This is a genomic window from Marinobacter subterrani (genome assembly GCF_001045555.1).
In the GTDB taxonomy this organism is placed as follows: domain Bacteria; phylum Pseudomonadota; class Gammaproteobacteria; order Pseudomonadales; family Oleiphilaceae; genus Marinobacter; species Marinobacter subterrani.
The window spans coordinates 1-26000 of the sequence record NZ_LFBU01000002.1; the positions used below are offsets into that span (position 1 = coordinate 1).

A 26000-nucleotide genomic window follows, 5' to 3' on the forward strand; every position below is an offset into this window, starting at 1 on the left:
GCATTCCGGCCCTGGGTGGCGGCAGCTACCTGACACGGGTACAGGTGGAGGCCTGCATGGCGATGCCCGGTGCTGCGCTTTGACGGTACCCGCGAGTTCAACGCCTGCCGGAACCTGCCCGCCGGACGCCATGGGCGACTGGATCCGCGAGCACCTGGAGCCCGTGCTGCGCACCCTGGACCGGCAGCGCCGCCATGCCCTGGGCCAGGACTTTGCCCGCAGCGGTGACCTGTCGGTGATTGCCCCCATGGAGATCGGCTCCACCCTGCACCGCACGGTGCCGTTCCTGGTGGAGATGCACAACGTGCCGTTCAAGCAGCAGGAACAGGTGCTGTTCGCCGTTGGCAACGGCCTGCCCAGGCTGTGCGGCGTGGCCATCGACAGCCGGGGCAACGGCAGTTACCTGGGCGAGGCCGCCCGGGATGAGTGGGGCTCACTGGTGGACCAGGTGATGGCCACCGAAAACTGGTACCGCGAGCGCATGCCCAAGCACAAGGCCCGGTTTGAGGATGGCGGCATTACCATCCCTAAGAGTGACGAGCTGCTGGAAGACTACCGCGCCTTTACCCTGGTGCGCGGTGTGGCCCGACTGCCGGAGGGCAAGACCAACAAGGCCGGCACCCGCCACGGTGACGCCGCCATGGCCATCGTGCTGGCCGACAGCGCCTCCGATATGGACGGCGTGGAAATCGAATTCACCCCGGCACCCCGCCCGGGCAGCCACAACGATGACGACGGGGACAATTTGAATCTATCCGGCTTTGGCATTGGAGGTGGTGCATGGTGAACGGACTGAAACGCCTGGCCGGCCGCCTGTTTGGCGATGACGGCGAAGGCAAGGAAGACCTGGGCAAGGCCCTGGAAGAACAGCAGACCCAGGAGGCCCGCGTGGGCATCCTGCGCGGGAGTTTGCGGAGCACCCCACCAAGGGCTGACCCCGGCCAGGCTGTACGAGATCCTGGAAGCCGCCGAGCACGGCGATCCCAAGGCCCAGCACGAACTGTTCGAGGACATGGAAGAGAAAGACCCCAGATCGGTGCGGATCTGGGCAAGCGCCGGCAGCTGGCCGCCGAACTGGAGTGGCAGATTGTGCCGCCGGATGGTGCGAGCAGCGCCGAGCGTAAGGCCGCCGAGCACGCCGCCGAGGTTTTCAGCTCGCTGGAAGTGGAAGACCTGATCCTGGACATGGGCTCCGCCATCGGCCATGGCTTTTCCAATTTGGAGTTGTCCTGGGGCCGTGATGGCAGCCTGCGCTACATCGAGCAGCCGCAGCTGCGGCCGCAGTCTTGGTTCCGCCTGCACCCGGATGACCAGAACCAGCTCACCCTGCGTGACATGAGCCTGACCGGTGCACCACTATGGCCACTGGGCTGGGTTCAGCACCGGCACAAGGCCAAGCCCGGCTACATCGCCCGCAGCGGCCTGCACCGCATGCTGGTGTGGCCGTACCTGTTCCAGAACTACGCCCTGGGCGACCTGGCCCAGCTGCTGGAGATCTACGGCATGCCGGCGCGGGTGGCAAGTACCCCCGCAACGCCTCCGACAAGGAAAAAGCCACCCTGTTGCGGGCGGTGGTCACCCTGGGCCAGAACGCTGCCGGCATCATCCCCGAAGGCATGGCCATCGACTTCCTGGAAGCGGCCCAGGGCCGGGCCGATGTGTACGTGGCCATGATGAACTGGTGCGAGCGCGCCAAGGCCAAGGCCATCCTGGGCGGCACGCTCACCAGCGGCACGGGCGAAGGCACCAACACCAATGCTCTGGGTAATGTTCATGAGCGCGGCCAGGCCAGCCTGATCCGTTCCGACGTGCGCCAGTACGCCGGCACCATTCGCCGGGATATTCTGTGGCCGATGGCCTGCCTGAACTACGGCATCGAGAAGGTCAACCGGGCCCGCGCTTCTACCTCGACATGGGCGAGACCGAGGACTACAAGACGCTGTCGGAGTCATTGCCGGTGTTTGTCGACATGGGTGCGCGCATCCCCACCTGGTGGCTGCATGAGCGCACCGGCATTCCCGAGCGGCTGACGACGACGAAGTGCTGCAGCCGAAACAGAAGCCGGAGGCCCCTGGCCTGAGTGTGCTGCGCCAGGCACTGACGGCCCAACCGACACCCCGCAACCGATAGCAGCCCTGCGCCAGGACGAGCCCAACCTGGATGGCGAGGAGCAGGCCGCACAGTTGGAGACTCTGGCCAAAGCCGCCGCCGAGGCCGAGACCGCCCAGGTGGAAGCCATTCGCCAGGCGGTGGAACAGGCCGAGAGTCTGGAAGACCTGCGCGACCGCCTGGTGGAGCTGTCGGCGAGCCTGCCGATCGGCAACCTGGCGGAGGTGATGGGCGATGCCCTGGCCGCCGCCCAGCTGGCCGGTCGTGCCGACCTGCTGGATGAGGTGCGCTGATGGCCGTGCGCTATGGCAACCTGCCGTTCCGGGAACAGATCGAGTACCTGCGCGAGAAGGTGGCCGTGCCCACCCGCGCCTGGACCGACATCTACGGCCGCGAGAACGATCACGCCTTCATGGTCGCTGGTGCCAATCGCATGGCCATCGTGGAGGACTTCCAGCGCTCGGTGCTCAAGGCCATCGAGAACGGCACCACCCTGCAGGACTTCCGCAAGGACTTCGACCAGATCGTGGAGCGCCACGGCTGGAGCTACAACGGCTCCCGGGGCTGGCGCACGCGGGTGATCTACGAAACCAACCTGATGCAGAGCTACAACGCCGGACGTGAAGCGCAGATGGCGGACCCGGAGCTGCGCCGCCTGCGGCCGTTCGGGCTCTACCGCCACGGCGGCAGCGAGAACCCCGCCCGGAACACCTGGCCAACGATGGCAAGGTGGTGCCGCTGGACGATCCCTGGTGGGGTGTGTGGAGCCCGAAGAATGGCTGGGGCTGCACCTGCAAGAAGTACATGATCAGCCGGGCCGAGGCCGAGCGCCGGGGCTACACCGTGCTGGACCAGGGCCCGGAGATCGAGTGGGAGGAGAAAGTGGTGGGGGCCAATGGCCCCAGCCCACGCACCGTGCGTGTACCGAAGGGTATCGACCCGGCTTTGAGCACCGCCCGGGTGCCGATCGGGTGCGCAGCGTAACCCCGCCGCAACTGGACGGCCCGTTACGCGGCACACGCGGGCCATTCCCGCCCGGCCAGCGACTGACCCGATGCCCGGCCCCGCCGCTTTGGCGTTGATCTGCCGGACCAGGCGGAGAGCGACACGGCCGCCGTGGACCGATTCCTCGGTGTGTTCGGTGCCCGCCGTGGTGGTGAACCCGTGCGCTTTGATGACGCCGTTGGTGAGCCTCTGCCCATCAGCGAGGCGCTGTTCCAGGCCGCTGACGATGCCTGGCAGTTGCCGGCCGGCACCGACCGCCGATACCTGGGCGTGCTGGCCGAGGCGCTGCGCGATCCGGACGAGATCTGGGTGGCGGCCGAGCTGCCCGGCGATGACCAGCGGGCGGTGTTGCGCCGGCGTTACCTGGCCCGTTTTGCGCTGCCAGGTGATGAGGGCGTGGCCGTGGCCATCTTTGAGTGGGGCCGCGATGGCTGGGCGGGTACCACCGCCACCGGAGAAGACAACGCCGAGCTGCAGCGCCTGCGCCAGGGCGTGCGGCTGTACCGCCGGGGTGAGGACGACTGATGGCCGGGGTGAACCTGCAATGGCGCATCGAGACCGAGCGGCTGGAGCGAGCCCTGCAGGCGCTGGCCGACCGGGGCGGCAACGCCCGCCCCGCGTTCGAGGCCATCGGCGAAGACCTGCTGCTGAGCCACCGCGACCGGTTCGACGCCCAGGAGAGCCCGGAAGGCGAACCGTGGGAGCCCCTGAGCGAGGCCTACCGCAAACGGAAGAAGCGCCGCAAGGATGAGATCCTGGTATTGAACACCTATCTGCGAGACACTCAGCGCTACCGGGCCGATGCGGACCAGCTCGAGTACGGCAGCGATCGGGTGTACGCAGCTACCCACCAGTTCGGTGACGATGAGCGCGGTATTCCGGCCCGCCCCTGGCTGGGCCTGTCACCGGATGATGAGCGTGCTGCCGTGCAGACCCTGCTCGATTTCATGGGCCACCCCCTGGGTTTGAATTAAGCAACGCCCTCAGAGCCGCTACAGCGACTCAGAAAGCCCACCCGGGGCGATGGCACCAGAAAACCCGAAAGGCCCGTTAGACCCGCGTTAGATTTCCTCCAGCGGGCCATCCGATCCGACAGTCTGACCCACGGTTGCGCGAAGCGCCCACCCACACCTCAAAAACTACCAAACCGCTTTATATCCTGACTCCACCCGGGGCCGGCAATCTGGCCCCATGAACCGACACGCAGTGAACACCCAGACCCTTGCAGCCTGCAGCCAGGCCACCACCCGCCAACCCATTGCGGTGTGCGCCCTGGAAGTGCGGCTGGCCGACGACAAGACCCGGCTGATCCCTGCCGGCCGCTTTGATGCGCCCCGGGGCTCCATGGCGGGCCAGGGGCCGTGGGTGCTGGATGAAGCCGGCGCCCAGGCCGTGATCCGCAAGGCGTCCAGCCGCAGCACCGACATCGCCATCGACTACGAGCACCAGATTCTGCTGTCGGAGGTCAACGGCAAGCCGGCCCCGGCGGCCGGTTGGGTGGACCCTCGCTCACTGGAGTGGCGGGAGGACGGCCTGTATGGCCGCATCGACTGGACCGACAAGGCGCGCGCCGCCATTGAGGCCCGGGAGTACCGCTACCTCTCCCCTGTGTTCCCGTACCACGCCAGCACTGGCGCGGTGCTGGATCTGTTGCATCTCGCACTCACCAACACGCCTGCCATCGACGACGGCGCCATCACTGAGCTGGCCGCCGCCCGCATGGCAACCCATGAAGCCGAACACGAGGAGGAAGACTCCGTGAAACGTGAACAGTTGATCAAGGCGCTGGGCCTCAAAGCCGACGCCACCGACGAGCAGATCGACCAGCACCTGGCCGCCCTGAAAGCCAAAGCCAGCCAGGCAGACGAAGTGCGCCAGGCCCTGGAACTGGGCGATGACGAAAAGCCGGCCGAGGCCGTGGCCGCGCTCAAGAGCAAGGCCGGCAAAGCCGCTGAACCAGACCTGACCCAGTACGTGCCCCGCGCGGTTTACAACGAAGTGAATCAGCAGCTGGCCGCCCTGAAGCAAGGCGGTGACCAGCAGGAGCTGAACAACCTGGTGGAGGAAGGCCTCAAGGATGGCCGCATCGCCGGCAAGGCGCACGCCGAATGGCTGAAGAGCCAGGGCCTGGCCGCGCTCAAGGCACACCTGAAGGACGCCCCGGGTATTGCCGCCCTCAAGGGCACCCAGACCAACGGCCGGCAGCCTGAAGGCAACAACGACGGTGAGCTGACCGAAGAGCAGCTGGCCGTGTGCAAGAACATGGGCCTGGACCCCAAGACCTACAAAGAGACGCTGGCCAGCCAGGCCTGAGCGTTGAACCACTGACCGAATAACGGGAGGACACCCTGATGGTAGCGGCCACCAAAAACCGAAACACCCCGACCCGCGCCGGTTACAGCCGGGGCCACGCCGTCAAGGCAGGCGTGATTGCCTACGCCGGCACGATCGCTGTAATGGGCGCGGGCGGCTTTGCCGAGCCGGGCATCACGGCCACCGGGCTGACCGCCCTGGGCCGATTCGACGAGTTTGTGGATAACTCAGGCGGTGCCGACGGCGACAAGGAAGTGACCATTTCCCGTGGTTGCTTTCATTTTGCCAACAGTGCCGGCGCTGACGAGGTTGTGCGCGCCGACATCGGCAAGCTCTGTTACATCGTCGACAACCAGACGGTGGCCAAGACCGACGCCACCGCCACCCGCTCAGTGGCAGGCATCGTCGATGGCGTCGACGACACCGGCGTCTGGGTAAACATCGACCCGACCAACGGCGTGAACGCCTAACCGATAACCTAGGAGCCATCCGATGGATTTGACCAACGCAAGCCTGCAGGCGCTGTTCCAGGCCTACAGAATGAACTTCCAGCAGGGCATGACCTCGCTGGGCGACCAGGGCTCCCTGTACGAGAGCTTCTGTACCGTGGTGCCCAGCACCACCGCCGTGGAGGTGTACCCCTTCCTCAAAACCCTGCCGCGTTTGCGCGAATGGGTAGGTGATCGGGTTATCCACTCCCTCGAGGGCGCGGACTTCTCGATCAAGAACCGCAAGTTCGAGCTGACCGAGGGCGTGCCCCGCGACAGCATCGAGGACGACACCTACGGTCTGTATGGGCCGGTGTTCCAGGAGTTCGGCCGCAGCTCCCGCGAGCATCCGAACGAACTGGCGGTGGAAGTACTCACGGCTAACCCCGAGTGCTACGACGGCCAGCCGCTGTTCGACACCGACCACCCGGTGCTGGATGAGAACGGCGCGGAACAGTCCGTGAGCAACGACATGGGCGGTGTTGGCCCGGCCTGGTACGTGATGGACCTGACCCGCGCGATCAAGCCGCTGGTGTTCCAGCGCCGCCGGGACTATGACTTCCGCTCGATTACCAGCCTGACGGACTCCGAAGTGTTCATGAAGGACAAGTTCCTGTTCGGCGTGGATGCCCGGGTGAACGCAGGCCCCGGCCTGTGGCAGTTGGTGGTGCGGTCCCGCCAGGACTTCACGGCGGCCAACTACGAGGCTGCCCGCAAACGCCTGCAGGAGCTGAAAGGCGACTACGGCCGCCCGCTGGCGTTGCGCCATAGCCACACCATGGTGCCCAACAACCTGGAAGGCCCCGCGCGCAAGGTGCTGCAGAACGCCCTGGCCGCCGGCGGCGAGACCAACGAATGGGCCAACACCTCCACCCTGGTGATGAACTCCTGGCTGCCCAGCAGCTAAGGCAGTAGGCACCCGGTAAAGCGTTAGAAAACCCGCCCTCGCGTGGGGCGGGTTTTTTCAGGAGACCGATCATGGCAGCACGCAAGAGCACCGCAAAAACCAAGGCCGCCGCCAGCACCAAGGCAGCGGAACCGAATACCCAACCTGGCCAGGGCGCCAAGGAAACCGAAGCAACGGAGCCGGCCAAGGACCAGGCCGCCAAGGAAGGCACCACCGATAACGCCCAGGCACCGCAAGCGCCAGAGAGTGCGAGCGCCACGGGCGAGGCTGGGCAGCACGTTGCAGAGCCGGCTGGCGACGCCAAGCCCGAGGACGCCCAGGGTGACAACACCCAGGAAACCGGCAACCAGAATGACCAGGGCGAGCAGACCCAGACCCGGAGGGCGACAACGACAACCCGCCCGAGGGCGAGAAGGCCGCGCTGTGGGTGCGTACCCGCCGCCGTGTGGGCAGTCGCCGGCGTGCCGGCATTCGCTTTGGCCGCGAGCCCATCGGTGTGGACCTGGAGTCCCTCACCGACGAGCAGGTGAAAGCGATCAAGGAAGACCCGGCACTGATTGTCGAGGACGTGACCTACCCGGCCGAGTCCGAGGAGTAAGCCATCATGCCCTACTGCACCCTGGATGACCTGATCGAGCGGTTCGGCGAGAACGAGCTGCTGGATCTGGTGCCTGACAGCACTGGGGCAGTCATCGACCAGTCGGTGGTCGACAAGGCCATTGAGGACGCCAGTGGCGAGATCGACGGCTTTGTGTCTGCCGGTGGCTATCCGGTGCCGATGGACCCGGTGCCGCGCATCGTCACCGCCTACTGCACGGACATCGCCCGGTACCGGCTCTACGACAACCGGGCAACTGATCAGGTGACCAAGCGCTACGACGACGCGGTCAAGTTCCTGCGCTCCGTGGCCAGCGGCCAGGTAAAGCTGGGCACCCGGGTACCGACGGAATCCTCGGTTGGTGACGCGCAGTTCGACACCGGCCGGCGCACCTTTAACGGCGGTGGCTTCTGATGCTGGCCACCATTGAGGACGCCATCATCGAGCGCTGCCAGGCGGTGCTGGGTGCGCACGTGCGCACGGTGGAGGATCTGCCGGGGCGCTGGAGCGAGGCCACCCTGCGCGCAGCGCTGCGAAGAACACCAGGTGTTTACGTGGCCTGGGGTGGCAGCAGCGGCGGTGGCGACAACACCCAGGCCACCACCAATGCCCGATACGTGGTTTACGTGGTGACCTCCCACGCCAGTGGCGAGCGTGAACGCCGCCGGGGCAACAGCCGCCAGGTGGGCGCTTACGAATTGGTGGAGCGCGTGGCGCCTGCCGTGCATGGGCTGAAGGTGGACAATATCGGCAGCCTGAGCCTGGAGAGCATCGACAACCTGTACTCCGACCGGTTCGACAAGGAAGGCGTGGTGATCTACGGCCTGGCCTACCGGCTGCGGTTGACCTTCCCGCCCGCCTTTGATGTGAACACTTTGAACGATTTTGAGCTTTACACCGGCACCCATCAGGTGGGTGATGCGGACGATCCCGAGCTGCAAAGCCGGGCAGATCTGAACCAGCCAGAGTAGGAGGAGTGATCCGTGGCCAAAGAACGCATTTACGTGAAGCCTCGCCAGCGTGACCCGGCCAAACCCGCCGCCGGTGTGCTGCAGGTGCGCCGGGAGAACGGCACGCCGATCCCGGACGAGGGCGCCTGGGTAGAACCCAGCCAGTACATCCGCCGTCGCCTGCGCGATGGCGACCTGGTAACGGCCACCGCCCCGAAAAAGGCGAGTGCCAAAACCGCCGCCAAATCCACTGACACCCAGGAGTAAGCCATGATTACCGCCGGTGTATTCAATGACATCCCCAGCGCGCTGCGCATTCCGGGCGTGTTCATCGAGTTCGATGACCGCCTGGCCAACAGTGGCGTATGGCAGACCCGCCTGCTGGTGCTGGGCCAGCGCAGCGCGGCTGCTGAAAAGCCCGCCCTCTCGGTTGAGCGGGTCACCAGCGCCGAACAGGCCGACCGCTTCTACGGCCGCGGCTCCATGATCGCCGAGATGATCCGCGCGGCACTGGAGATCGACCCCTACATGGAAACCTGGGCCATCCCTCTGGATGACGACGGTACCGGCGTGAAGGCTACCGGGAGCATCACCGTGGCTGGCACGGCCACCGTGCCGGGTACCCTGGCGCTGTACATCGCCGGTTACCGGGTGCGTGTTGCGGTTGACGCCGCCGATGCGGCCGCCGATATCGCCCAGAGTATGGTTGCGGCCATCACCGCTGACGATCGTTTGCCGGTGACCGCGGCCGTGGACGGCGTGGATACCACCAAAGTGAACCTCACCTGTCGCTGGGCTGGCGAGACCGGCAACGACATCGATCTGGATCTCAACCGCCAGGACGAGGTAAGCCCGAATGGCGTCACCCTGACCTTTGGGGCGATGGCCAACGGGGCCGCCAATCCGGATCTGGCCGCTGCGATCGCCGCCATGGGTGACCAGTGGTACCACTACATCGCCTGCCCCTACAACGACACCGCCAACCTGGGAGAGCTCAAGAACGAGCTGGACCGCCGCTGGGGCCCAATGGTGCAGCAGGGTGCCCGGGCGTTCACCGCGTTCCGGGGCACTCACTCTGAGACGGGCACCTTTGGCAGCGGCCACAACAACCCGCACCTGACCGTGATGGGCACCAACCTGGCAGCCAGCCCAACCTGGTTGTGGGCGGTGACCTACGCCATGGTGTCGGCGGGCTCACTGAGCAACGACCCGGCCCGGCCGCTCCAGTACCTGGCGTTGCCAGGGCTGATCGGCCCGCGTACCTCTCTGGCCTGGACCAAGGCCGAGCGCAACCTGCTGCTGTACGACGGCATTGCCACCTTCACCGTGGCCAACGACGGCACCGTGCAGATCAACCGGGAGATCACCACCTTCCAGACCAACAGCGCCGGCGTGGCCAGCGATGCCTACCTGGACATCCAGGTGCCGGAAACCCTGGAGCGGATCCGCTACGAGCAGATCAGCCGCATCCTCTCGAAGTACCCGCGCCACAAGCTGGCCGGCGATGCCGACGCCGGCAACTACGGCGCTGGCCAGCCGATCGTGACGCCCCGGGTGATCAAGGCGGAGCTGCTGGACCTGTACCGCGACTTCATGACCAGCGGCTGGGCCCAGGACTACGCCGGCTACGCCGAGAGCCTGACCGCCAACATCGACCCGGCCGACCCCAAGCGCATGAACGTGATTGACTCGCCCAAGCTGGTTGGCCAGTACCGCATCCACGCCATGCAGACCCAGTTCCGCCAGTAAGGCCTGACGCCCCTGGCATTGAGAGACAGGAGTAAAGAGACATGAGCCAGATTACCGGCAAAGCCACCGTCAAGGTGGATGGCGAGGAGCTGCTCACCGACGTGGACGCCACCCTGAACGTGGGCGGCGTGAGCCGCGAGGCCGTGATGGGGCCCCGTGGTGTGCAGGGCCACCGGGAAACCCCGGAAGCCCCAACGCTCACCACCACGGTGCGCCACACCGAAAACACCGACCTGCTGGCCCTGGGCCGCATTACCGGTGCCACCGTGCTGTTTGAGACCGACACCGGGGATGGCTACATGCTGCGCCGCGCGTTCGTAACCGACACGGTCGAGCTGAGCAGCGGCAACGGCGGCGTGCGGCTGAACTGGAGCGGTTACGGCGTGGAGCGGATCTGATGGCGGGCGCACGAATCACCGTTGCATTGATCCATGGCCTGGCCCTGGGTGAGGAGGTGCACAAGGAAGTGACCCTGCGTGAGCCCACGGCCGGCGACATTCTGGACGCCCAGGAAGCCTCCGAGCGCCTGATGATGGTGCCCACCGGCGACGGTGGCGTGGAGCCCATGCTGGTGAGCAGCCCATCGCGCAGCAGCATGGAAGTGCTGCGCCGGCAGATCGTCAGCGTGGGCGACATCAGCGGCCCGCTGGACATGAAGATGCTGCGCAAGCTGGACCCCGAAGACCTGGACCTGCTGCTGGCCACGACCGGCAACCTTAACGCCGGCAGTATCAACCAGGTGCAGCAGGAGGTGGGCAAGCGGGGGCGAGACGGCGGCGGCCGTCCGGACGCTGACTAAAGCGATCTGGAGGGTTGCCACCCACACCGGCTGGAGTGAGGCCGAGCAGCGCGGCATGACCCCGCGCCAGTTATTGCGATACATCCACCAAACCCTGAAGGACTCAGCATGAGCGAATTGCGCGCCAGCGTGGTGATGAACCTCCGGGGCAACCTGGAGCGAAACGCCAGGCGTTACGAGGGCTCTATGCGCCAGCTGGCCACGAACGGCAGCCGGCAAATGAGCCGCCTGCAGCGGGCAACCAGTGGGCTCGGGCGTACCCTGGAGTCCCTGGGCGGCAAGTATGCTGCCATGTTGGGCGGCGCTGCTGCTGGGTATGCGGGTATAAGGGTGGCGGTAGAATCAGCAAAGCTGGACAAGCAGTTGATCCAAATCCGGCAAACCGCTGGGGCTACCGTCGAACAATCTCGGCTCTTGAGGGAAGAGCTGCATCGAATGAGTGAGGAAACGGGCCAGTCTCTTGGCTCCTTGCTCAATGGGTTTAATAGCCTGATCCAGGCTGGCCAGACCTGGGACCAGGCTCTGGCCACTATCATGGCCATTAACCCGGCCATGGCGGTGACTGGTGCGAATGCCGAAGTGCTTGCCTCGGCGGTTGGTGTTGCCGGTGAAGCATTCAAGTTTGATCTGTCTGATCCAAAGACGGCGGTCATGCTCATCGATAAGATGACCGCAGCTGGCCGGGCAGGCAACGCTGAGCTGGAGGATTTGTCCAGTATCTTTGCCCGGGTTGGTGTGAATGCCAAGGCTGCAGGCCTGGACTTTTCAGACACCCTGGGCCTGATCGAACAACTCTCAATGACAGAAAGAAATCCCGAACGCTTGGCAACGTTCATGGATTCTACACTTCGTGTTTTCACAAACTCGAAGTACATGATGAACGCTCAAAAAGCGACGGGAGTGCGCTTTTATAACGCAGAGGGGGATCGCAGGGCTGCTTTTGATGTATTGGAAGACATCTCATCCAGGTATCAAGAGATGGGGTCCGAGCTGCAAAAAGACAGGTTTGTGGCGAAGGCCTTCGGCGATGCCGACCTAGACACGATCAAAGGCATGCGCACGCTTTTAAGTGAGGGCGCAATTGCATCGGCCAGAGCAAAGACTGATGTGATCACTAGTAGCGCCGGCACCATCAGCAAAGATCTGGATGAGGCGTTATCCAATTCCCTCGATCAGGTTGCTCGCCTCAAAAATGCCCTTTCCAGCGCTGCCGATGAATTCGCGAAGCCGATCAATGAGGCCGTTGAAAACGCCGTCAAATATCTTCTCGACGAACAGAATCTTAGCGGCAAAGAGATCATTGGTGGCGGTTTAGCGGTTGGTGGCGTTGGCGCGCTTTTGGCTCGAAGCGGTGGCAAATTGCTCCAGCGGGCTGGAGGCCTGGGAACCGGTGTTGCAGTCGGTAAAGCTTTGGAAGAGGCATCGGGAGTACAGCCAGTCTATGTGGTCAACATGCCTGGTGGTGGATTTGGTGGTGAGCCCGGCGCCCGCAACCGATCCGGACGAGCTGGACGAAACGGCCGACGCGTAAACCGTGTGAGCAACTGGCGGGTGGCGCGCCGGGCACCATCTCTGCGCATGCTGCCGGCGGCAGGTCTTGGGGCTGTGGGTGCGGCAGGGTTGGCCGTTGGCGCTGCGGGTGCTGCTGGCTATGGTTTGGGCACGTTAATAAACGACAAGTTGATTGATGGCACCGCCTTGGGTGACAAGATCGGCGAAAGTGTTGCCCGGGTGCTGGCTGCCTTCGGGAACGATGAAGCTCAGCGGGCGCTTCGCACGAATGAAAGTACCGTCAGAATTCAGATTGATCAGGACGGTCGTGTGAGAAGCGCAACCCCAGAGAAAGGTACTGGCGGGCCTGATTTGGATGTGGACTCTGGGGCATGGGGGATGTGGCCGTGAACTCAGTGTTTGTACAGTTCAGGTTTTCGGCCCTCGGCCAGTTGAAGGAGAGTGAAATAGCTCCCTTGTTGGGTGAGATGTTCTTCTGCCAACAGGGTTACATCTTCCTTGGTAAGGTAGTAACCCTCAAGGAAGGGACCGTCGCCGGGAGTGGTGCAGGTGCCGTAACGGTCCTTTCCATGAGAACAGTAGATGAGTTCCACGCCTTCATAGCTGGCTTGCCGCTCACATTTCTTAGGCTCGGTCCAGGTGCCGCAGTCACCAATGGCGGGGACGTAGAAGCGGAAACCTTTCAGTGTTTCCTGTTTCCATTCGGTGTAGCTGTACCTTTGCCCGTATTTAAGTCCGAGATCGCTTGCGAGTTTTTTCGATTCGGCTTTTTCGGCCTCGTCAACTTCAACGGGGATCGGCGCGTTGCTTGCGGGTTCCCCCTTGGTGTAAACCAAAGTTTCATGCAGGCCCGGTACTTGACCGCAGAATTCTGCGCCGGCGTCCTTTTGAGTAATCCAAAGGTCGTTCCACATGTAGTACCGAAGATGATGCCCGCTGGCCACCCCTGCGTCAGACTTCACCACCAACTTGACTGCAACCTCAAGGGGCCAGCCGTATGTGTCTTCACGGTATGGCTCGGGTTCTTGCAGCTCGATCTTAGGGCCTTCAGCAATGCGCCCTTCAAATTTCCCAAGGAGGTTTGGGCACGTCTGCAGAAAGCCGTCCAGGTAACCCTTGGCTTTCTGAATATCTTCCTTGGTCGCCTTCTCCGCGCTCACTTTCATGATGTATTCCGGCTGAACCGGACCGCCAAAAATCGCACCGTAAGCGGCAGCAACCACTGCAAGAACCAGGAAACCACCGCCAAAGTAACGAATGAACTTGCTCATCATGACATTTCCTCCATCTATTCGGGGAGCATAGCCCAATGACCTGGCGAGATCGAATCGGAGACGGCACCGCCGAGTTCCGGGGCGTGGTGCTATACCTGGAGCGCGGCTCCATCTCACCCGGTCGACGCGTGGAGGTGCACGAGTACCCGCTGCGTGATGAGCCTTACGCCGAAGACCTGGGCCGCAAGGCACGGGAGTGGCAGATCACCGGCTACCTGGTGGGTGACGATTACGACGCACAGCGCAACCGCCTGGCGGATGCCCTGGAGCTGCCGGGTGCCTTTGAGATGCGCCACAGCTATTACGGCACACACCAGGTGGTGGTGATTGGTGAGCCGCGCATCACCGAAACCACCCGCGAAGGCGGCATGGCCCGGGTAACCCTTACCGTCGTTCGGGCGGATGACAAGCCCCGGTACCCGCGTGCGGTGGCAGACACCCAGAAGGTGGTGGAAGACCGCGCCGAGAGCGCCTTCGATGCCCTGCAGGCGGAGTTTGAGGAGCAGTTCGAGATCGTCGACCTGGCCGCTGATCGGGTGGAAGAGGTGGAAACCGCCATTCTGAATGCCCTTCAAGACGCGGAAGGCATCGCCGGCGATATCGGCGGCACCATTGCCCGCGTAATCCGCACGCCAGGTGAATTGGGCGTGGCCATCATAGACAGCCTGGTGGGCATTGCCGATCGGCTGGCCGAGCCATTGCGGGCACTGCGTTCCTATGAGGCGCTGTTCGGTGCCGGTGAGACCCGGTCCGCATCGCTAACCGCTCCACTGGACACCCGCCTGCAGGCCCAGGCGCAGACCGCTGCCGTTAACCTGGTTCGCCGTGGCTCAGCCGTGGCGGCTGCCCGTGCCTCTGCCAGCTGGACCTACAACACCCGCGACAGTGCCCAGCAAAGCCTGGAGACCATCCACCGTGGCTTGACCGACCCGCTCTCCACCACGGAGCCACCCACACCGGCAACCACTCAACGCCTGGTGTCTCTGCGCGCGGCCGTGGTGGATGACCTGCGCCGGCGCGGTACCGCCCTGCCAGAGCTGACTGTATTCAACACCCGCCGCGCCATGCCGGCGCTGGTGATCGCCCATCGCCTGTATGGCGACGCCACCCGCAGCGAGGAGATCGTGGCCCGCAACCGCGTCCGTCATCCAGGTGCGGTGCCCGGTGGTTCGGAGCTGGAGGTGCTGAGTGAGTGAGCTGATGTTGCGCGTAGATGGAAAGCTCCACGGCGGCTGGAAGAACGTGACCATCCGCCGGAGCCTGAAACAGATGGCGGACACCTTCGAGGTAAGCCTGACCGAGAAATGGGCGGACTCACCTGAGCCCCGGCCGCTGCGCCCGGGCCAGTCGGTGACGGTAGAGATTGACGGCGAGCGCGTGATTACCGGTTACATCGACGACGTGCTGCCTAGTTACGACGCCCGCACGCACAGCCTGGTGGTTAGCGGCCGTTCTAAAACGGCAGACCTGGTGGATGCCTCCGGTACCGCCCAACCGATTGAGACGTCCCAGACCGTGCTGCAGATCGCCCGCAAGCTGGCCCGGCCTTTTGGCATTGAGGTGGTGGCCGAGATCAACGTGGGCGGGCCGATTCGTAGCCTGGAGGTGGAGCCTGGCCAGACCTACGCCGAGGCCCTGGCCCAGATTGCCAGTTACCGCGCACTCATTCTGGTACCGGATGCCGATGGCCGCCTGGTGATCACCCGGCCGCCGCGCGGGCGCTTGAGCACGGAGCTGGCCCTGGGCGAGAACATCCGCACGGCCAGCGGCCGCTTCAGCGATCGGGACCGGTTCAGCGAAGTGATTGTCCAAGGCCAAAGCGTGGCCGACGACGCCATCTGGGGTGAAACAGCCAGCGAGCCGGAGGGCCGGGCCAAGGACACTGGTATTGGTCGGTACCGCCCCACGTTGGTGGTTTGTGACACCGGTGTGGATCGCAGCTCCTGTAAGCAACGGGCGGATTGGGAAGTGCGCCGGCGCTGGGGTGAATCCCGGGGCGTGACTTACACGGTGGCCGGCTGGCAGCACGCCCAGGGCATCTGGCGGCCGGGGGACATCGTGCCAGTGCGCGATCGTTGGCTGGGGCTGGATGGCGTGGAGTGGCTGATCACTGAGGTGCAGCTGCTGCTCGATGAGCGCGGCGAACGCAGCGAGATCCGTGTGGCCCCGCCCAGCAGCTTTGACCTGCAGGCCCAGCCGGAGCCCGAGCAAGAGGAGAGTGTGTGGTGAATGCGCGCGAGGCTTACAAACTGCTGTCGCCGCTGTGGCGCCGCCTGCGCCTGCTGATCAGCCGGGGCGTGGTTGGCCGTACCGAATCCAGCGCAGGGCTGCAGCGCCTGCAGATGAGCCTGCTCAAGGGCGAAACCCGCAACCTGGAGCACATGGAGCCGTACGGGTTTACGGCTCGACCGCTGAAGGGCGCGGAGACCATCGCCGCTGCCGTGGGCGGTGCCCGTGGCCACCTGGTGGCGCTGGTGGCCAGCGACCGCCGGTACCGCCGCAAGGGCTTGGCCGAGGGTGAGGTGGCGCTTTACACCGATGAGGGCGACGAGCTGGTGTTCGCGCGCGGTCGCGTGGTGCGCCTGAACGCCGGTAACGCGGTGGAAGTGACGGCGCCGGAGGTACGGGTGATCGCCAGCACGTCCGTCACCCTGGACACGCCGCTGACCACGGCCACCGGCAACCTGGTGGTTGAGCAGAACATCAACGCCGGCGGCAACATGGTGGCGGCCGGCCAGGTGCAGGACGGCGTAGGCACCATGAGTGACATGCGCGGTACCTACAACAGCCATACCCACAATGAAAACGACAACGGTGGGCCGACTGATTCGCCCAACCAGGGGATGATCTGATGGATGTGCGCCTAAAGGGACTCAATGGGGAGCTGGACGTGTCTCTTGGTACCAACGGCGACCTACTGGCTGACGATGGCATGCGCACGGCCGTGGCGCTGTCACTCCTGAGCGATCGCCGCGCCCGTGCGGACGACGCCTTGCCAGACGGCACCACCGACCGGCGTGGCTGGTGGGCCGACGCCCTGGCCGATCGGCAGGGTGACCAGTTTGGCTCGCGCCTCTGGCTGCTGAGCCGCGAGAAGGATCTGGAGGAAGTTCGCCGGCGTGCCGAGGGCTACGCCCGGGAGGCGCTGCAATGGTTGCTGGATGACCGCGTGGCCACCGATATCGAAGTGGAAGCGCGCACGGTGGGTGGTGACCGGCTGCTGATCGACGTGGCTGTGATCCGTGGTGACGGCACGCGCCTGGCGCAACAATTTGACTATGTGTGGAGGTAATCGATGCCCTGGAACTCGCCGAGCTTAACCGAACTGGCCGAAGGCGTCCGGGCCGATATCCGGGGTCGGGTGTCGTCGGCACGTCCGGAGTTGCGCCGGTCGCTACTGCGGGTGATTGCCGATGTGGATGCCGGTGTGGCTCATGGCCTTTATGGCTATCTGGCGTGGCTGGCCAAGCAACTGATGATCGACACTGCGGATGCGGAGTACCTGGAACGCTGGGCAGGCATCTGGCGGATCGAGCGGGAAGAGGCGGTGTCTGCCACTGGCCCGGTGCTGTTGACCGGCACCTCCGGCGCGCAGGTGTTGCAGGATACAGAGCTTGAGCATGACAGCGGTGCGGTCTACACGGTGGACGACACCGTGACTCTGGATGCTCAGGGCAATGCGGTGGCGCAACTCACGGCTGTAGAGCCTGGTGCCTCCGGCAATCTGGATGCCGGCGCCACGCTGCGTTTTGTGGAACCGGTAAGCGGCGTGAATGCTGAGGCCACAGTAGATACAGAGGGGCTCACTGGCGGCGCCGATCAAGAGGACATTGAGCGGCTCCGGGAGCGACTGCTGGAGCGGATTCGCCGGCAGCCCCATGGGGGCAGCGAGGCGGATTACATTGGCTGGGCCCTCGAGGCGCATCCGGATGTGACCCGGGCCTGGGTTTACCCGCATCAACCGGACGAAGGGGAGGTGTCCCTGCGCCTGGTGTGCGACGAACTGGCCAACATTATTCCCACCGATGCCGTCATACAGGCGGTCGAGACCTACATCGATGGGGAGCGTCCGGTGGCCGCCAGAGGGTTTTATGCTGTTAAACCAGTGGCCAAACCGTTAGATCCGAGCATCCGTCTAACGCCTGACACCCAGCAAGCCCGCGATCGGGTAAGTGCCGCACTCAAGGACTTTCTGACCGATGTGGCCAAGCCTGGTGGCACTCTATATCGAGAGCAGCTATCCGGTGTCATCTACGTAGCCGCCGGAGACAGCCGCCATGAACTGGTGATGCCTGACACGGATGTGGTGCATGCCATTAACGAAATCGCCGTTCTGGGGACACCGACATGGCTTTAAGCCGTGACCAGTATAAAGACCTGATGAATCAGCTGGCTCCGCCCGGGGCAGCTCTGCCGCAAGCGCCCGAGAGCCTTTGGCAGCAACTTCTGGCTGCTCGGGCTGGCGCGTTCGAACGATTGGACGGTCGGGCGGATGTGCTGATCAACGAGGCGGATCCGCGTACCGCCTATGAGCTGCTCAGCGACTGGGAGCGAGTGGCCGGCTTGCCTGATCCTTGTGTCGACCGTGAGCAGACCATCGCAGAGCGTCGAGCGGCCCTGTTGCGAGTGTTCACGAGTACCGGCGGTGCCAGCCGCAAGTACTTTCAGGAACTGGCGGCGGATCTCGGTTACGCCGTTGCGGTGGAAGACTACACCGCGCATACCGTTGGCGACCCGGTTGACAAGCCGATCTATGGCATCGCCTGGCGATGGGCTTTCACCGTGCGCAGCGCCGAGGAAACCGTGATCTATCACTCCGTCATCGGCAACGTCGGCGAGGCCCTTGCCACGTGGGGCAACGACCGCTTGGAGTGTGTTATTGAGCGCCTGAAGCCGGCGCATACCCGTGTTCTATTTGCTTATGGAGAGGACTGATGGTCGATAGAGTTTATGAGCGCAATGCAACGCAGTCGGCGCCGCAGGCTCCACAAACGCCCAGTGCAGGTTATCCGACCGATGGCAACCCCGCGCAGGGTATCCCCGCGACAATTCCGGGTGCTTACTGGTACCACATGATTCTGGAGAGCCTGGTGGCCTTGGTCTCGAAATCAGGCCAGCAACCGGATCACACGGACTTGCAACAGGTGGTCGAAGCTGTAAGTCGGCTTTCTGCCCGTGGTGTTACGACCGTTACCAGTGCGGACTCGCCGAAGTCCCTGACCGTGGCCGAGGCCGGGCTGGTGCTGGTGGATGCTAGTGCAGGCGATGTGACACTGAATTTGCCGGCCTCTGCTGGCAATAAGGGCCTGGGCTACACAATCGCCCGCACCGACAGCAGCGCCAACGCCGTGACGGTGACCCCGGACGGCACGAACCCGGACACCATCGAGGGTGCTGCCAGCCTGTCCCTGACCGTTTCCCGGCGCTTAGTGCTCATTGCGGACGGTGTGACCGACTGGACTGCGCCGGTGTTGGTGGCGACGGATGCCGAGGCTCAGGCCTTCGACGCCGGACGGTTGATCGATGGCGCAGCTTTGTTGGCAGCATTTAAAGGCGGGAACCAGAATCTGGCGGACAGTGGTTATCAGAGGCTTCCAGGTGGTCTGATCATTCAATGGGGTAAAGCAGCTACCGATAGTCAGGGCTTCATAGCAGCTTTCTTTCCGATCGCCTTCCCAAACGCGTTCTTGGGCGCAGTATTAACTGAGGCAAATGCGGATTCAGCTACTGGAGGACTTTGGGACACGGACACCGCGACTGTTTACGGAACCAACGGTAATAGCACTTTGACGGAAATTCGAGGCGCGGGACGCAGGCTCGACCCTACAGGCCCTTCCAAGCAGGCAGGGATGGCTGTTCAATACTTCGCTTTCGGATACTAGGAGTCGTATATGGCACTTTACTTTAGCAAGACTGCCGGTGGATTTTTCGATGACGCCATTCACGACAACCTGCCTGCCGACGTTGTCGAGATTTCATATGAAGATCACGCTACATTGATCAACGGGCAGGCGGACGGAAGCACGATAAAGGTTGATTCAGATGGCAGGCCGTACTTGGAGTCGAAGCCGATACCCGTTTTGGCCGATCGGCGAAAATCAGCCAAGCAAGCCATCGACCGGGCTGCGGGACAAGCCCGCCAACGCTACGTAAGTGATGGCCAACTGGTGGAGCAGGAATATCGCCAGGCGCTGGAGGCCACAAAAGAGTGGCGTGCGGCCGGCAGTCCGGCAAATTCGGTGCCGGCAGATATTCAGGTGTGGGCAGACGCTGCAGGTATTTCTGCAGAGGAATCGGCCCAGAACATCGAAGCTACTGCCGCAGCCTGGACACAAGTTCTCAGTAACATCCGCCAGATCCGCCTATCTGGGAAAGCCGCTGTCGACGCGGCCACCGACCAGTCATCCGCACATGACATGGAGGTGGTCGCCCAGCCTTATATAGACCAGCTAGAAGCCCTGAAACCATGATCACCCTGCAATTCTCCACCACCAAAGGCATCGGCAACCGGGTGATCCGCTGGGCCACCTGGTCGCCGTTCAGCCATGTGGACCTGGTTCTGGACGATGGCCGGCTGCTGGGCGCCACGGCCCGTTTCGGTGTCTCCGTGCGAGATCCCGAGCCGGTTAAGGCGTCTGTTCGCTTCCAGGTGGCTGCGCCTGCTGAGGTTGTTGAGGCCGCCCGCAGCCAGATTGGCCGGCCCTACGACTGGCCCGGCATCTTTGGATGGGGCTTTCGCCGTAACTGGCAGGAGCAAGACTCCTGGTTTTGTTCTGAGCTGATTGCCTGGGCTTTCCAACAGGCCGGGCATCCGTTGCTCCGTTTCGACAAGGTATGGAGGGTCACCCCCCGCGACATCCTATTGTCTCCACTGCTGGAAGCCATCGATTAATTTTGAAGAAAAGAGAAAGCGACCCAATAGCGCTGCCACGCTAGAGGGCCACCAGAACACAGCGAGCTAGGCGCTGTGAACCAGCCAAGGCTTTCTCACCGCGACGTCACGGCGCGAGAAAGCCTACCAGAAACAAGGTAGGTTCACATGCATAACATCCGTTGTGGTAGTTGCAACAGGCTGCTCGCTAAGGGTTTGTTTGAACAACTAGAAATCAAATGCCCGCGCTGCGGGAAAATCAACGAGAGGACCGCGAGTCCCATGGAAAAGGATGTGAAGTACTCCCATTGCAAAACCTCTCGTACCCTGGATCGGCGGCAAACGAAAACTCGCTGATCACATTATCCCGCTGTTCCCAGACCACAGCTGCTACGTAGAACCATTCTGCGGCGCAGCTGCACTGTTTTTCATGAAGGATCCTTCCAAGGTCGAGATCTTGAATGATGTGAATGGCGACTTGGTTAACCTTTACCGCGTGGTCAAGTACCACCTGGAGGAGCTGTACAAACAGTTCAAGTGGCTGCTATCGAGTCGGCAGCACTGGGAGTGGATGAGCCAGACCCCGCCTGAGACCATGACGGACGTCCAGCGGGCTGCGCGCTTCCTATACCTGCAAAAGCAGGCGTTCGGTGGCAAGGTCGATGGTCAGTGCTTTGGAACAAGCGCCACCAGCCGTCCTCGGTGGAACATCTACACACTTGAGCATGACCTGGCCGAGGCCCACTATCGGCTTTCGGGCACAACGATCGAGCACCTCGACTGGAAAAAGATAATCCAGAAGTACGACCGCCCCGGCACTCTGTTTTACCTAGACCCACCATACTGGCAAACCGAAGGATACGGAGTTCCTTTTGGGTTCGAGGAATATGAGTCTATGGCGTCTCTCGCCAAGTCAATCGATGGTGAGATGATCATAAGCATCAACGACCATCCTGATGTCAGATCGGCCTTCAGTGGCCTTCACGTTGTAGAGGTCGATTATCAGTACACTGTGGGTGGTTCAGACAAGCCCTCAAGCTGCGTTGAGCTCATTTACGGAAGCTGGGAAAAGGCTCCGGTCCCGAGGGGGCAGGCTGGTCTATTTGAGCGGTGATTTACCGTGGTTTGCGTGTGCCAAGTCCGGCGCCACTCGGTGCCAAATCCGGCGCGCGTTTACACATATCACTCTGGGCGAGGGCGAGATCATCCAGTTTGGTCTGCAGCTCGGTGTTGATGGTCTGCAGTTCCTCGTTCATCGACAGCATTTCCTCCTTGGAGGTGGTCAGCTCCTCATTGGCCGACTGCAACTCTTCGTTGGTGGACTGCAGCTCCTCGTTGGACGCCTGTAACTCCTCCCGGGACTCTTTTGCCTGCTGGCGCAGGCTGTCAATTTCCTGCTGATACTGCTGGCTCAGCGCGGCCTGGTCCGCCCTGGCGGCTGCCGCCGGGCTTCGGCGCCGGGAGGGAGCAGGGGCTGGCGCATCGCGGAACACCACCATGGTCATGCCTTTGATGGCATCAGGTTCACCCAGCGGCCGAATGATCACATCAACCGCCTGAGTGCCGGCCTCGGTCTGGACCGGCAGCCCCGTGAGCTCCACTGGTTCCTGTTGCCCGGATGCCTTCTTCAGGGCGCTGTACAGAGGTTCGCGCAGCCCTTCCCGGGCCATCGCGTGGATGTTCCAGTTGGCTTTTCCGGCGGCCGGTTCCAGATACTTGCCGGTGCGCCCGCTGATGTACACGATGTCAGCATTGGCATTGAGCACCACAGCAGCCGGCGCATAGCTCTGTAGCAACACATGATCCGCGGCGGACTGCAGAGTGTTTGTGGCCCCCTGTGGCGGCGTCTGGCTGGATGACACGGGCTGCTCCCTGGGTAAGGTGGACATCGGTGGGAAGGATTTTAGCAGGAAGTCCGAGTGGCGGGCGGATTGAAAAGGCTTGCACCGGTACAGCCGCATCTTCGGCTTCAATGGGGCAAACAGATGATTCAGCCGGCCGATGGTTTCCGAACTGCCCAGCATCAGTAATCCGTTGGGGCGAAGGCTGTAGTGGAACAGGGGCAGTATCCGCCGCTGCAATGCCAGGTCAAAATAGATCAGCAGGTTTCGGCAGGCAATCATATCCAGCCTGGTGAACGGCGGGTCGAGAATGACATCGTGCCGGGCGAACAGGACCTTGTCCCGTATGGACGGCCTGATCTGGTAATACCGGTCATGCCTGGTGAAAAACCGTGCCAGCCTGGCCTCGGACACGGCGTTTTCAATGGAAAGTGGGTATTGCCCCCGGCGAGCCACGCTAATGGCTTCCGGGCTGATATCGGAGGCAAAAATCTGCAGGTCCGGTGCCCGGCCGGGCTCGGCCTGTTCCAGCGCCTCGGTAAAGGCAATCGCCAGCGAATAGGCCTCCTCCCCGGTTGAGCAACCGGCCACCCATGCCCGCAGCGTGCCGTCGCGGGGCCGATGCGCGATCAGATCCGGCAGGCCGGTTTCAGTCAGGTAGTCCCAGGTGCCCGGGTCCCGGAAAAACTCGGTGACGCCAATCAGCAGTTCCCGGAATAGCAGCTGCACTTCCTGGGGGTTGTCTGCCAGGAACCGGGTGTAGTCGTCCAGCTCCGAAATGCCATGGATGACCATGCGTCGTTCGATACGGCGGTTCAACGTTGTCGGCTTATAGAGGGAAAAGTCGTGCCGGGTGTGCTTCTGCAGCAGCTTGAGAATCGGCGCCAGCCGGACCAGCGAGTGGGTGGGGCCAGAGGGGCTTTGCCCGGGGCTGTCACCAGGCTCCGGAACCTGCCGGACATAGGCCAGAATCCGCGCCGGCATCTCGCTGGCCGGTGCCACAATATCGGCGCAGCCGGCGGCGATGGCACTTTTGGGCATGGCATCAAACTGGGCCGATTCCGGGCTCTCAACCACCGAGAGCCCGCCGGTGGCCTTGATGGCCTGTAATCCGAGGGTGCCATCCGAGCCCATGCCGGAAAGCACAACGGCAATGGCGCGCTCGTTCCGGGCGCTGGCCAGGGACGAAAACAGCACATTGATGGGCAGGCGCAGCCCGCGAACCTGGGCCGGCTCTTCCAGCTTCAGGGTCTCGTCGACCACTCGCAGTTCCCGGTTCGGCGGGATGACATAAACCGAATCCGCCCGCACCGGCATGTTCTGCTGTGCTTCGAACACCGGCATTTCGGTATACCGCTGCAGCAGCTCCGCCAGCATGGCCTTATGGTTGGGGTCCAGATGCTGCACCACCAGAAACGCCATGCCGGTGTCGCTGGGTGTATTGCGAAAAAAGTCCTCGAGGGAAGCCAGGCCTCCGGCGGAGGCGCCAATACCAACGATATGCATCAGGGCGGCGCGGCGGCTTCGGTCAGTATCACCAGAATGCTGTCACCGGACTCTGCAGGCCGTGCATTCAGCATCAGGTACCGGTGGTCCGGGAGTGCAACCGGGTGCATTGCCGGGCTGTGCGCCTCCGGATGGCGGAGCAGCGTGTTCAGGGTCTTGTCCTGGCCCGGGGCCAGAAACCCGGACAGGGCTTTACCGGCAAGTTCGGCAGCCGGTTGGCCGAACAGCTCGCCCGCAGCCTGGTTGCCTTCAATGATCTCGCCGTCATTGGCCATAGTCAGATAGGCAGCGGGCGCCTGCTCATAGAGCGATTTGTAATGCAGCAGCTCCTCGCTGAGTTCGTGCTCGTTTGCCTGGAGTTGTTCATAGAGAAGGTCGAGCTCTACCTGATAGGTCTGTAGCTCATGAAGTAGTTTGACCGCGTCAGCCGCGGATGCAGGCGAGCTGGCCCGCTCGTACAGCAGCTGCAGCGCGTCCACGCTCAGGTTACCGCCGCGGTGAGGGGGTGGCACGCCGTGGTCGATCAGGTCTCTGGCACTGGCCCGCAGCCGCTCATGGCTGTGGGCATTCGGGTATCCGTCCGTGTGCTTCATTGGGCCTCCAGAATGCGCCGCCCGAACCTCGGGGTTGGGCCAGGTGAATTGAGTCTACTCCAGCTTCGGACACCCGAAAAGCCAGGGTTGGCGGTTTTTGATAAACAGCCGCCTGGTGTGTGCGTTAACGAACAGAAGATATGCAAGGTGGGGCCTAGTGTGTTTGTAACGGAATGTTGCCGGGCCGCCCAGGTTCGCGTAACGCCCCGGCATGAGGAGCACTGCCATGACTATCGACCTGATCCGGTGTGCCATCAGACGCATCGGCCTGTTCACAACCTTGCTACTGGCAACCCTGACGCTGGTTGCCTGCGCCTCCGCACCCTTACCGCCAACCGAGTCCCTGAACGATGCCAGGGATGCCATTGCCAGTGCCGAGCAGGCGGAAGCCCGCCAGTACGCCGGTGCGGAACTGGAGGAGGCCAACCGGCATCTGACGGCGGCCCTGAAAGCCGCCGAGGCAGAACGTATGGCGGAAGCTGACCGCCTGGCCAAGGAGGCCCGGGTTGCCGCCGAGCTGGCCATCGCCAGGACGGAAGCGGCCAAGGCTGCGGAAATCAATCGTGAGATGGGTCGCAGTGCCGAGGCCCTGGATGAAGAAATGCAGCGTCAGGGAGACTCGCAATGAAGACTCTATCGTTCTGGAAACCCATGTCCGGGGTAAAAACCGGTGCCGCAGTGCTGCTTTCCTCGCTGCTCCTGACCGCCTGCGCCATGTCGCCGACCAGCCCCGATGGCTCGGAGGACGTACGAGCCAAATTGACCGCCCTGCAACAGAACCCGGACATGATGGCCCATGCCAGGGTGGAGCTGCGTGATGCCGAAGCGGCTGTACAGCTCGCCGAACAGCCATCGGATGACGAGGCGGTGGTGGCGCACCGGATCTACATGGCAGACCGGATGGTTGAAATTGCCCGGGCCAAGGGCCAGGTCGGCCTGCTGGAGGCGGAGCGGGCGCAGTTGGGCGAGCAACGGGATGCGTCCCGGCTGGCGGCCCGAACCCTGGAGGCAGATCGGGCCCACACCGAGGCCGAACGGGCTCGCAGCGCCCAGGCACAGGCAGCAGCCATGTCTGCCCGGGAAGCCGAGGAGTTGCAGCGGCAGATCGACACCCTGGAAGCCGAGGCGACCGAACGCGGGCTGGTGCTGACCCTGGGTGATGTCCTGTTTGCCACCGGCAGTGCGGAAATCCAGGGTGGCACCAATCAGAATCTGGAAAAGCTGGTGAACTTTCTCAAGCAATACCCTGATCGCCAGGTACTGATTGAAGGCCACACCGATAACGTCGGCAGCGCCAGTTTTAACCTGGCACTGTCACGCCAGCGGGCCGAATCGGTTCGTGAATTTCTGATCAGTCGTGGCATCGAAAGTAGCAGGTTGTCGGTGTCCGGTTATGGTTTTGAACGCCCTATCGCCAGCAACGACACTGCAACCGGCCGGCAGCAGAACCGCCGGGTTGAAGTGGTCATCGAAAACGGGGAATAA

At 63.2% G+C, this 26000-nt stretch carries 33 protein-coding genes and 2 pseudogenes; 32 read left to right on the forward strand and 3 right to left on the reverse strand.

From position 1 onward, the window contains the following. The 19 genes and pseudogenes from msub_RS15875 to msub_RS15955 all read left to right on the forward strand — a co-directional run. A pseudogene (locus msub_RS15875) lies at nt 1-787 on the forward strand (hypothetical protein); the annotation flags it as partial. Beyond that, a pseudogene (locus tag msub_RS22245) lies at nt 781-1808 on the forward strand (DUF935 domain-containing protein); the annotation flags it as partial. The pseudogenes msub_RS15875 and msub_RS22245, both read left to right, overlap by 7 nt. Before the next feature lie 104 nt (nt 1809-1912). Then, on the forward strand, nt 1913-2080 hold the full coding sequence (locus msub_RS22595; protein WP_156182828.1) for a hypothetical protein: 168 nt from the start codon (nt 1913-1915) through the stop codon (nt 2078-2080). A 103-nt stretch (nt 2081-2183) separates the two neighbouring features. Next, the gene (locus msub_RS15885) at nt 2184-2402 is read left to right on the forward strand and encodes a hypothetical protein (protein ID WP_048497165.1); all 219 of its coding nucleotides are present in this window, start codon (nt 2184-2186) and stop codon (nt 2400-2402) included. Further along, the gene (locus msub_RS21870; RefSeq protein ID WP_053077975.1) at nt 2402-2917 is read left to right on the forward strand and encodes a phage head morphogenesis protein; all 516 of its coding nucleotides are present in this window, start codon (nt 2402-2404) and stop codon (nt 2915-2917) included. The genes msub_RS15885 and msub_RS21870 overlap by 1 nt, the downstream gene beginning before the upstream one ends. Beyond that, nucleotides 2842-3093, forward strand: a complete 252-nt coding sequence (locus msub_RS21875) for a hypothetical protein (RefSeq protein WP_227506825.1) — start codon at nt 2842-2844, stop codon at nt 3091-3093. Before msub_RS21870 ends, msub_RS21875 begins: the two co-directional genes overlap by 76 nt. A gap of 132 nt (nt 3094-3225) precedes the next feature. Further along, nucleotides 3226-3639, forward strand: a complete 414-nt coding sequence (locus tag msub_RS21880; RefSeq protein ID WP_048497166.1) for a PBECR2 nuclease fold domain-containing protein — start codon at nt 3226-3228, stop codon at nt 3637-3639. Continuing rightward, nucleotides 3639-4088, forward strand: coding sequence for a phage virion morphogenesis protein (locus msub_RS15900; RefSeq protein WP_053077942.1), 450 nt, complete (start codon nt 3639-3641; stop codon nt 4086-4088). Before msub_RS21880 ends, msub_RS15900 begins: the two co-directional genes overlap by 1 nt. A gap of 217 nt (nt 4089-4305) precedes the next feature. Continuing rightward, the gene (locus msub_RS15905) at nt 4306-5427 is read left to right on the forward strand and encodes a phage protease (protein ID WP_048495439.1); all 1122 of its coding nucleotides are present in this window, start codon (nt 4306-4308) and stop codon (nt 5425-5427) included. A gap of 38 nt (nt 5428-5465) precedes the next feature. After that, a complete protein-coding gene (locus tag msub_RS15910; protein WP_048495438.1) occupies nt 5466-5897 on the forward strand; it encodes a hypothetical protein in 432 nt (143 codons plus the stop codon). 22 nt (nt 5898-5919) lie between these two features. Beyond that, complete coding sequence (locus msub_RS15915; RefSeq protein ID WP_048495437.1) at nt 5920-6822, forward strand: Mu-like prophage major head subunit gpT family protein; 903 nt, start codon at nt 5920-5922, stop codon at nt 6820-6822. A gap of 71 nt (nt 6823-6893) precedes the next feature. Beyond that, nucleotides 6894-7352: a hypothetical protein gene (locus tag msub_RS15920; RefSeq protein WP_048497167.1), complete on the forward strand. Its 459-nt coding sequence runs from the start codon at nt 6894-6896 to the stop codon at nt 7350-7352. Between the two features lie 74 nt (nt 7353-7426). Beyond that, on the forward strand, nt 7427-7834 hold the full coding sequence (locus tag msub_RS15925; protein WP_053077941.1) for a gp436 family protein: 408 nt from the start codon (nt 7427-7429) through the stop codon (nt 7832-7834). Next, on the forward strand, nt 7834-8391 hold the full coding sequence (locus msub_RS15930) for a phage protein Gp37 (protein WP_048495435.1): 558 nt from the start codon (nt 7834-7836) through the stop codon (nt 8389-8391). The genes msub_RS15925 and msub_RS15930 overlap by 1 nt, the downstream gene beginning before the upstream one ends. A 12-nt stretch (nt 8392-8403) precedes the next feature. Further along, nucleotides 8404-8637 carry a DUF2635 domain-containing protein gene (locus msub_RS15935; RefSeq protein ID WP_048495434.1) on the forward strand — a complete coding sequence of 78 codons (234 nt, stop codon included), beginning with the start codon at nt 8404-8406 and terminating at the stop codon, nt 8635-8637. A 3-nt stretch (nt 8638-8640) separates the two neighbouring features. Then, on the forward strand, nt 8641-10119 hold the full coding sequence (locus msub_RS15940; protein WP_048495433.1) for a phage tail sheath subtilisin-like domain-containing protein: 1479 nt from the start codon (nt 8641-8643) through the stop codon (nt 10117-10119). A gap of 41 nt (nt 10120-10160) precedes the next feature. Further along, nucleotides 10161-10517, forward strand: coding sequence for a phage tail tube protein (locus msub_RS15945; RefSeq protein WP_048495432.1), 357 nt, complete (start codon nt 10161-10163; stop codon nt 10515-10517). Then, complete coding sequence (locus msub_RS15950) at nt 10517-10918, forward strand: phage tail assembly protein (protein WP_053077977.1); 402 nt, start codon at nt 10517-10519, stop codon at nt 10916-10918. Before msub_RS15945 ends, msub_RS15950 begins: the two co-directional genes overlap by 1 nt. A 108-nt stretch (nt 10919-11026) precedes the next feature. After that, on the forward strand, nt 11027-12820 hold the full coding sequence (locus msub_RS15955; protein WP_048497168.1) for a phage tail tape measure protein: 1794 nt from the start codon (nt 11027-11029) through the stop codon (nt 12818-12820). Between the two features lie 2 nt (nt 12821-12822). Here msub_RS15955 and msub_RS15960 read toward each other — a convergent pair whose 3' ends face one another. Next, a complete protein-coding gene (locus msub_RS15960; RefSeq protein ID WP_048497169.1) occupies nt 12823-13704 on the reverse strand; it encodes a hypothetical protein in 882 nt (293 codons plus the stop codon). 35 nt (nt 13705-13739) lie between these two features. Between msub_RS15960 and msub_RS15965 the strand changes: the two genes are divergently transcribed. The 11 genes from msub_RS15965 to msub_RS16010 all read left to right on the forward strand — a co-directional run bounded on the left by msub_RS15965 (nt 13740) and on the right by msub_RS16010 (nt 21689). Next, complete coding sequence (locus msub_RS15965) at nt 13740-14900, forward strand: DNA circularization protein (protein WP_048494137.1); 1161 nt, start codon at nt 13740-13742, stop codon at nt 14898-14900. Then, nucleotides 14893-15933 carry a phage baseplate assembly protein gene (locus msub_RS15970; protein ID WP_048494138.1) on the forward strand — a complete coding sequence of 347 codons (1041 nt, stop codon included), beginning with the start codon at nt 14893-14895 and terminating at the stop codon, nt 15931-15933. The genes msub_RS15965 and msub_RS15970 overlap by 8 nt, the downstream gene beginning before the upstream one ends. Beyond that, nucleotides 15927-16556 (forward strand): phage baseplate assembly protein V, encoded by a 630-nt coding sequence (locus tag msub_RS15975; protein WP_048494139.1) that lies wholly within the window; start codon nt 15927-15929, stop codon nt 16554-16556. Before msub_RS15970 ends, msub_RS15975 begins: the two co-directional genes overlap by 7 nt. After that, nucleotides 16556-16996, forward strand: coding sequence for a phage GP46 family protein (locus tag msub_RS15980; RefSeq protein WP_048494140.1), 441 nt, complete (start codon nt 16556-16558; stop codon nt 16994-16996). Before msub_RS15975 ends, msub_RS15980 begins: the two co-directional genes overlap by 1 nt. Before the next feature lie 3 nt (nt 16997-16999). Continuing rightward, nucleotides 17000-18061, forward strand: a complete 1062-nt coding sequence (locus tag msub_RS15985) for a baseplate J/gp47 family protein (RefSeq protein WP_048494141.1) — start codon at nt 17000-17002, stop codon at nt 18059-18061. Then, nucleotides 18052-18639, forward strand: a complete 588-nt coding sequence (locus msub_RS15990) for a YmfQ family protein (protein ID WP_048494142.1) — start codon at nt 18052-18054, stop codon at nt 18637-18639. Before msub_RS15985 ends, msub_RS15990 begins: the two co-directional genes overlap by 10 nt. Continuing rightward, nucleotides 18639-19586 carry a gp53-like domain-containing protein gene (locus tag msub_RS15995; protein WP_048497170.1) on the forward strand — a complete coding sequence of 316 codons (948 nt, stop codon included), beginning with the start codon at nt 18639-18641 and terminating at the stop codon, nt 19584-19586. The genes msub_RS15990 and msub_RS15995 overlap by 1 nt, the downstream gene beginning before the upstream one ends. Before the next feature lie 9 nt (nt 19587-19595). Continuing rightward, nucleotides 19596-20174 (forward strand): hypothetical protein, encoded by a 579-nt coding sequence (locus msub_RS16000; RefSeq protein WP_048494144.1) that lies wholly within the window; start codon nt 19596-19598, stop codon nt 20172-20174. Next, a complete protein-coding gene (locus msub_RS16005) occupies nt 20171-20596 on the forward strand; it encodes a C40 family peptidase (RefSeq protein WP_048494145.1) in 426 nt (141 codons plus the stop codon). Before msub_RS16000 ends, msub_RS16005 begins: the two co-directional genes overlap by 4 nt. A 147-nt stretch (nt 20597-20743) precedes the next feature. After that, nucleotides 20744-20932 carry a Com family DNA-binding transcriptional regulator gene (locus tag msub_RS21295; protein ID WP_082146565.1) on the forward strand — a complete coding sequence of 63 codons (189 nt, stop codon included), beginning with the start codon at nt 20744-20746 and terminating at the stop codon, nt 20930-20932. Further along, a complete protein-coding gene (locus msub_RS16010) occupies nt 20883-21689 on the forward strand; it encodes a DNA adenine methylase (protein ID WP_048494146.1) in 807 nt (268 codons plus the stop codon). The genes msub_RS21295 and msub_RS16010 overlap by 50 nt, the downstream gene beginning before the upstream one ends. Before the next feature lies 1 nt (nt 21690). Here msub_RS16010 and msub_RS16015 read toward each other — a convergent pair whose 3' ends face one another. Together msub_RS16015 and msub_RS16020 are read right to left on the reverse strand one after the other, a co-directional pair. Continuing rightward, nucleotides 21691-23922 (reverse strand): chemotaxis protein CheB, encoded by a 2232-nt coding sequence (locus msub_RS16015; protein WP_053077978.1) that lies wholly within the window; start codon nt 23920-23922, stop codon nt 21691-21693. Continuing rightward, nucleotides 23922-24515, reverse strand: a complete 594-nt coding sequence (locus tag msub_RS16020; protein WP_048497171.1) for a PAS domain S-box protein — start codon at nt 24513-24515, stop codon at nt 23922-23924. Before msub_RS16020 ends, msub_RS16015 begins: the two co-directional genes overlap by 1 nt. Before the next feature lie 226 nt (nt 24516-24741). On the opposite strand from msub_RS16020, the gene msub_RS16025 reads away from it, so the two are divergent. Both msub_RS16025 and msub_RS16030 read left to right on the forward strand, forming a co-directional pair. Beyond that, on the forward strand, nt 24742-25143 hold the full coding sequence (locus tag msub_RS16025) for a DUF4398 domain-containing protein (protein ID WP_048497172.1): 402 nt from the start codon (nt 24742-24744) through the stop codon (nt 25141-25143). Then, nucleotides 25140-26000, forward strand: coding sequence for an OmpA family protein (locus msub_RS16030; RefSeq protein WP_048497173.1), 861 nt, complete (start codon nt 25140-25142; stop codon nt 25998-26000). The genes msub_RS16025 and msub_RS16030 overlap by 4 nt, the downstream gene beginning before the upstream one ends.